At 36.3% G+C, this 6,270-nt stretch carries 10 protein-coding genes; 7 read left to right on the plus strand and 3 right to left on the minus strand.

The window, feature by feature from the left end:
• The first annotated feature begins 895 nt into the window (after positions 1–895).
• Together repM and FTU92_RS13890 are read left to right on the plus strand one after the other, a co-directional pair.
• Positions 896–1,828 carry a replication initiation protein RepM gene (gene repM / locus FTU92_RS13885; protein WP_026438545.1) on the plus strand — a complete coding sequence of 311 codons (933 nt, stop codon included), beginning with the start codon at positions 896–898 and terminating at the stop codon, positions 1,826–1,828.
• Positions 1,825–2,121, plus strand: a complete 297-nt coding sequence (locus FTU92_RS13890) for a hypothetical protein (RefSeq protein ID WP_163167926.1) — start codon at positions 1,825–1,827, stop codon at positions 2,119–2,121. Before repM ends, FTU92_RS13890 begins: the two co-directional genes overlap by 4 nt.
• On the opposite strand, the gene FTU92_RS13895 is transcribed toward FTU92_RS13890, so the two are convergent.
• A complete protein-coding gene (locus FTU92_RS13895) occupies positions 2,118–2,402 on the minus strand; it encodes a hypothetical protein (RefSeq protein ID WP_004871868.1) in 285 nt (94 codons plus the stop codon). The two genes, FTU92_RS13890 and FTU92_RS13895, sit on opposite strands and share 4 nt — an antisense overlap.
• Before the next feature lie 363 nt (positions 2,403–2,765).
• Between FTU92_RS13895 and mobQ the strand changes: the two genes are divergently transcribed.
• The 3 genes from mobQ (at position 2,766) to FTU92_RS13910 (ending at position 4,680) form a co-directional block, all read left to right on the plus strand.
• A complete protein-coding gene (gene mobQ / locus FTU92_RS13900; RefSeq protein WP_180006216.1) occupies positions 2,766–3,737 on the plus strand; it encodes a MobQ family relaxase in 972 nt (323 codons plus the stop codon).
• On the plus strand, positions 3,734–4,231 hold the full coding sequence (locus FTU92_RS13905; RefSeq protein WP_180006217.1) for a hypothetical protein: 498 nt from the start codon (positions 3,734–3,736) through the stop codon (positions 4,229–4,231). Before mobQ ends, FTU92_RS13905 begins: the two co-directional genes overlap by 4 nt.
• A gap of 197 nt (positions 4,232–4,428) precedes the next feature.
• Positions 4,429–4,680, plus strand: a complete 252-nt coding sequence (locus FTU92_RS13910) for a hypothetical protein (RefSeq protein WP_004969151.1) — start codon at positions 4,429–4,431, stop codon at positions 4,678–4,680.
• Positions 4,681–4,703: 23 nt separating this feature from the next.
• On the opposite strand, the gene FTU92_RS13915 is transcribed toward FTU92_RS13910, so the two are convergent.
• Complete coding sequence (locus FTU92_RS13915; RefSeq protein WP_131262006.1) at positions 4,704–5,018, minus strand: BrnA antitoxin family protein; 315 nt, start codon at positions 5,016–5,018, stop codon at positions 4,704–4,706.
• Entirely contained in the window at positions 4,981–5,292 is a 312-nt protein-coding gene (locus FTU92_RS13920; protein ID WP_002042420.1) for a BrnT family toxin, read from the minus strand. Before FTU92_RS13920 ends, FTU92_RS13915 begins: the two co-directional genes overlap by 38 nt.
• Positions 5,293–5,586: 294 nt before the next feature.
• Here FTU92_RS13920 and FTU92_RS13925 point away from each other — a divergent pair, with 294 nt between their 5' ends.
• A complete protein-coding gene (locus FTU92_RS13925) occupies positions 5,587–6,000 on the plus strand; it encodes a hypothetical protein (protein WP_004967533.1) in 414 nt (137 codons plus the stop codon).
• 2 nt (positions 6,001–6,002) lie between these two features.
• Positions 6,003–6,270, plus strand: a 268-nt coding sequence (locus tag FTU92_RS13930) for a hypothetical protein (protein WP_180096443.1), incomplete at its 3' end; no start/stop codon positions are given.

Genomic DNA, 6,270 nt, shown 5'->3' on the forward strand with positions numbered 1-6,270 from the left:
CAGTTCCTTATAGATGGTGAAACCTCTCCAGTCGGAAGTATAAGTATCAATCCTTTATTTATTTTCATCGGCATGGATCAATTTGTTTTTCTCAATTTTTTTATTGATTATTTATTTTGGGTAAGTATTTTATTTGCTTTTTCTATGATTGTGAAAAAGTACAGAATTGTATAGATCTCCTAAAATTAACATAATACACCTTATACGAAATGCGTTATAATTATCTATAGAAATCAATGCTGTAGTTTCTAGTTTATAGCCCGAACATCCCTGTTCGGGCTTTTTTTATGATTTTTCACGTTCCACGCCTATTATTTAAGCAATGTTTCACAACTTTGATTAGCTCCAGTAAATAATTAAAACCTAGATAATAAGAACCGAGCGAGTGTCTACGAGCGATTGAGCATCATCAAAATTTCGCCCTCGCCTTTTCTCTGATTACAAGCTCCCTTTCGATTTTAAACGGTAGGTACAGAGCATCCCGAATGGGTGCGAACTTTGGAGCTTTTGCTTTTCAAAAAGTATGAGCGAAGCGAATACATTACAAATGCTTTTGCTTTTAGATTTCACAAATAGGATTAACCAAAAACTGCCCCACGAAGCGAGGAACGAGCTTCAATAGAGTACGAGCTTTAGCGAGTACCTAGGGCAGTTTGCACTCCCCTCTCGAAAGGCTTTTAATTATTTTTAAAGCTTTTAAATGCTTTTAGATAAGCTGAAAACATTGATATGAGAGGACTACAGCTTATATAAGCACACAAATTCTCTTGTATAAGCACACAAATTCTCTTGTATAAGCACACAAATTCTCTTGTATAAGCACACAAATTCTCTTGATTTACACACATAAAATATATAGTGTGTAAATACACATTAATAATAACGTGTATTTAATATGAAGAATGGTTTAGTTGTGAAAGATAATGCATTAATAAACGCCAGTTATAATTTAGAACTAACGGAACAGCGTTTAGTCATGCTTGCAATCATTAATGCAAGGGAATTAGGGCGGGGTATTACGGCAGATAGCAAACTAGAAATACATGCTAGTGACTATGCAAAACTATTTAATGTATCACCTGATGCATCCTACAAAGCCCTGAAAGATGCCGTAAATAATCTATTTAACAGGCAGTTTAGCTATACAGCCGAATATAAAAAAACAGGGAAGGTAGGTATCGTTCGCTCTCGCTGGGTAAGCCGTATTTTTTATGTAGATGATTTGGCATTACTAGAAATTACTTTCGCACCTGATGTAGTTCCTTTAATCACTAGATTAGAAGAACACTTTACAAAATATGAAGCCAAACAAGTTGCACACCTAACCAGTAAGTATGCCACTAGACTTTATGAGTTATTAATCGCTTGGCGTGAAGTTGGTAAAACACCTGTTTTTGAACTACAACAATTACGTAAAAATTTAGGTGTTGAAGATGATGAATATCAACGTATGCACCATTTTAAAAGCCGTGTATTAGAAACTGCCATTACTCAAATCAATGAACATACAGACATAAAAGCCACTTATGAGCAACACAAGAAAGGGCGTACAATTACTGGGTTTTCATTCAAGTTTAAGCAGAAACAACAACCGAAAAAATTAGATTCTAAGCGTGACCCAAACACACCTGACTTTTTTATCAAAATGACCGATGCACAACGCCATTTATTTGCAAAAAAAATGTCAGAAATGCCTGAAATGGGGAAATATTCACAAGGTACAGAAAGCTACCAACAATTTGCTATCCGTATAGCAGATATGCTGTTAGAGCCTGAAAAATTCAGAGAGCTTTATCCAATTTTAGAAAAATCAGGATTTCAGCCATGATTAAATTAAATAACCTATCAACCGATCTAAAGCATGTGACCGTTGAATACCTCGACATCGTAAATTATGAAATTGCGAGGGAAAATATATGCGGTTATATCTTCCTATTATCCCGACTATCCAAAGATGCCGAACCCACCGAAAAAATGCAGATGGAAAGCAAAATACAGAACTTAATTTACTATCGGGATAATTTACAAATCGAGGACAAGGACAATATTCAAAAGGTTTTAAATACGCTCATTCCAGAGTATCAAGCCGAACAAAAAAACCAAACAGCTAAGAAAAATTAGGCTTCAATATCGGGCAAATCAAAAAGCTGTCGATCTCTATTTTCTGTTAAATATTCGTTGAGTTCAGCGAGTATTTTTTCTTTATTGGCTTCATTTGCCTGCATTTTCTTAATCAAGTAAGAACCGAGCAAAATTTTACGCCGAGTATCATCCTTGCGCTCCTGTTCTTTCTTTTTGGTACGTTCTCTTGCTTCAATAGCCTGTTTCTGTGCTTTTAACTGTTTCAGCTTCTCTAACTGGGCTTCAATTTTCTTTTCGATATTTTCAGCAGATTTAGTCATAACGATTAATTTCGGAATATAGAAAACCACTCAAGCATAAGACCCTATGAATTGAAATTCAAGCGGGTAATATGCTATCGTGTTTTTCATGAAATGCGCACTTACGACTTGAATTTCATTCAAGTCAAAAGATGCGTAAGGGAGACACCCCTTAACCCCAAAAGCAAAAGCAAGAGCGGTAAAGCAAATGAAGAAATACAATATTGATGAACAGCATATTTTTATATGCTCAAACTGTGGGAATGAATTTTTATACAAATTACCTAAAATTCTTATAGAGCAAATGAATGGAGTATCCATTCAAACTATTAGAAAAGAATGCCCGAAATGTAATCAATACGTGGATGCCACAAGGAAAATTTAATGGCGATTTACCACTGTACAACCAAAACCGTTAACCGCAGTTCGGGAAGAACTGCCGTTGCATCTATGGCTTATCGTGCAGGGGAAAAACTAGAAGATAAACGTACAGGGCTGACGCATGACTTTACGAGAAAGGATGGAGTCGCCCATACCGAAATTGTGTCTAATCTCAATATTGAAATTGACCGCAGCCAACTTTGGAACTTGGCGGAACAGTCCGAAAACCGCAAAGATGCCCGAACCGCCAGAGAGTGGGTAATCGCCCTACCCGATGAATTAGACGCAGATCAACGTAAGGACTTGGCAAAAGCCTTTGCCACGGCCTTAGTTGATCGCTATGGCGTGATTGCAGACTTAGCCATCCACGAACCCAGCAAAGGCGGAAATGATAAGAACCATCACGCCCATATCATGCTTACCACCCGAAAGGCGGAATTAGACCCTGAAAACAATCTGACTCTGACCACAAAGGCAGAAATTGAACTCAGCAACGCCAAACGAAAAAGCCTTGGTATGGGTACAACCCAAGACGAAATTAAACAGATTCGGGAAACGTGGGCAAACCTTGCCAATCGTGCTTTGGAACGAGCAGGCATACAGGAAAAAATAGATCACCGCAGCTATGCCGATCAGAATAACGGACTACAAGCCACCATCCATGAAGGCACTAAAGTCACCCAATTACGCAGAAAAGGCATAGACACTGAAATCAGCCGTTTTAATGACAATGTGAAACAGCAGAACGCCCAACAGCTTGACCAACAGAAACAGCAGAAAGAGAGCGTTTTACAGCGTGGTTTAAACCGTGTCGATCAAGGTTTTGATCAATGGCAGAAGAACCAAGAAACCAAACGTCTAGAACTGGAACGCCAAGCGGAAATGAAACGACAGCAAGAATTAGATAAACAACGAGCCGAGCAAGCACTCCGCAAGGCATCTCAAAAACTAAGTAGAGGCGGAATGTCATTATGAGTAATCAAAATGATTTAGATGACCAGTTATATATTTTATTGGCATCCATGAAGGAATATCGAGAAGCCATAGCAGACGATAAGAAGCGATTAGAGCAGTTTTACAACCAAGTCGCTAGTGGAGTGCTAGACAAGGCTGAAAAATCGCTAGAAAACGCAAATAAGAAGCATACAGGTGCATTAAACAACAGTATTCAGGCATTAAACGAAGCTACAAACAGGCTCAACTTAAAACTTATCCTTATTTTTGCCAGCACGTTTGTGGCTGTGATGATGGTATTCATTTTGGCAATCTTCTTATACGTGCCAAGCAAAGACGAAATTGATAACCGTAGAGCTGATATGGCTTTACTAAAAAAATATCCGCTACAAATTAGAGAAAGTGATGGTGAAACATTGGTGAGAATCATGAGGAAAAATTGCTATTCGTTTGAACCGAGTAGTGTCAAAGAAAAAACGTATGACTGGTGTCAGATCGACCCTAAAAAATACTAGTTGATCGGTACTTTGCTTGGTTTTTCTTATTACTGATCAGATTACAGCAAGCGCAAAGTTGCCCGACTTTGAAACATGGCTAAAGCCATATTTCAAAGCATCGAGCTGAAATTTCGCATAAGAGATTTTATGTTAAATAAGACTATTAAGATCAGTTATAATTATCCAATAAGTGATTAAAAATAATAAGGTAATTTATGTCTACATGGGTGTGGGTACTTATTTATTTGGCAGTTAGCTTAATGTTCAAATGGATTATTTCATGGGGTGGAGCTGATTATATTAAAGGCTGGAAGAGTATCTTTTTCTTAGATATGGAATCAAGCTCATGGAATGAAGAACAGCTTAGAGCTATGGCTTTGTTTCTATGGATAGCATTTACCATTCTTTTTATTATAGGTTTAATTTACCCCGAATTTAGATTCTATAAGCTTAAAAATAGTTTGTAAAAAACGGAGCTTAAGCTCCGTTTTTATGGGTGATTTTTTAAATCATTCAGCATTGCATCACGTAAAATCTTATTCATACGTGTCTGATAGCCTTTGCCTTGTGCTTTTAGCCATTGCATGACATCTGCATCAATGCGTACTGTAGTCACTTGTTTAGTTGGCTTATAAAACGGATTTTGGACAGCATTTTTCCAAAAGCTTTCATCAAGTTCAGGAATGTCGGAAAAGTCTATTTCACTGTCTGGGCGTTTATCTAATGCTTCAAGTCTTGCCTTTTGTTCTTCAGATAAGACAGGAGGTTTATTCAAATCTACTTTGTAAGTAACGGTTTTGTTCATACTGTTTCCTCTCTTTTTTCTCTGCCTGTCGTGCTGAAATAATACGGATATGATCAATCCCATTATGATCTTGTACAGTATGAGCCACCAATAAAACTGTCTGCCCGTGTACGAGACCTATCGCTTGCCAACGATATTCACCATTTTCAAAGCGATCCTGTTTGAAGACGGCATGAGCATCATAAAAAACTAAGGTTGCATCTTCAAAAGCTACACCATGTTTTTTGAGGTTTGTTTCTGCTTTATGCTCATCCCATGAAAACTCAATTTCCATAGTTGCATCGCTTTTTGTTAATACAAAAATGTTAATACAAAATTGTAAATTTTGCAAAGTTGTTCCATTTTTTATTGGCAAAATATTACAGAATCGAACATAAAAAAGCCGACTTGTTTCAAAGTCGGCTTTTTGCGGTTTTTATGATCAGGATTGATTTTTTAAGTAATTGATATTTATATTAATATACAAGTGTATTGCGTATAACCACCATTATGTTAAATGGAAGCCAGCGACCTCCAAGAAAATCGGTATAGTGTGAATAGTTATTGAGTAAATAAGAGAATTAAATTAGTGAAATACTCAAATGAAAAAATAGTTAAAGCTCTCTTGCTTGCTCCTTTACCGTTACTTTTTTTCATAGCAGTCCTGTTTATCGTAATGAATCAGGAATACAGCCTATACTCGATTTTAGTGGTTCTTGTAGGGCATGGCCTTGTCTACTTAGCGTATTGTATTTTGACTGTGCCTTTCAGCTTCATATTCTCAATTATTTTAAATCGTTATAACAGTCTGAATTTATTAACCATCTGTATTACCTCTCTAATTATTGCTGCTCCATTTTTTATTCTTTTTGGATGGAGTCACACAGGAGAAATTTCGAAAGAGTGGTGGAAAATGTATACCAATACATGGACTATTTTTATGGCTCTCTTTCCTGGCTTATGTTATTGGCTGTTTTTAATTAATTTAAAAGATAAAGAATAGTTATGAAAAAAATATTATATTTTAATTTCTTAGCGATTATTTTGACTTATGTATCTTTGCTTTATCAAAAAAATATATTAGTTGCTCGCATAGTTGTAGATAAGCTTGAAAAAGTTGAAGTCATAGCTGGGGGATTTCCTCTACAGTTCCTTATAGATGGTGAAACCTCTCCAGTCGGAAGTATAAGTATCAATCCTTTATTTATTTTCATCGGCATGGATCAATTTGTTTTTCTCAATTTTTTTATTGATTATTTATTTTGGGTAAGTA

The sequence above is a fragment of the Acinetobacter sp. YH12205 genome (assembly GCF_013418125.1).
GTDB lineage: Bacteria > Pseudomonadota > Gammaproteobacteria > Pseudomonadales > Moraxellaceae > Acinetobacter > Acinetobacter towneri.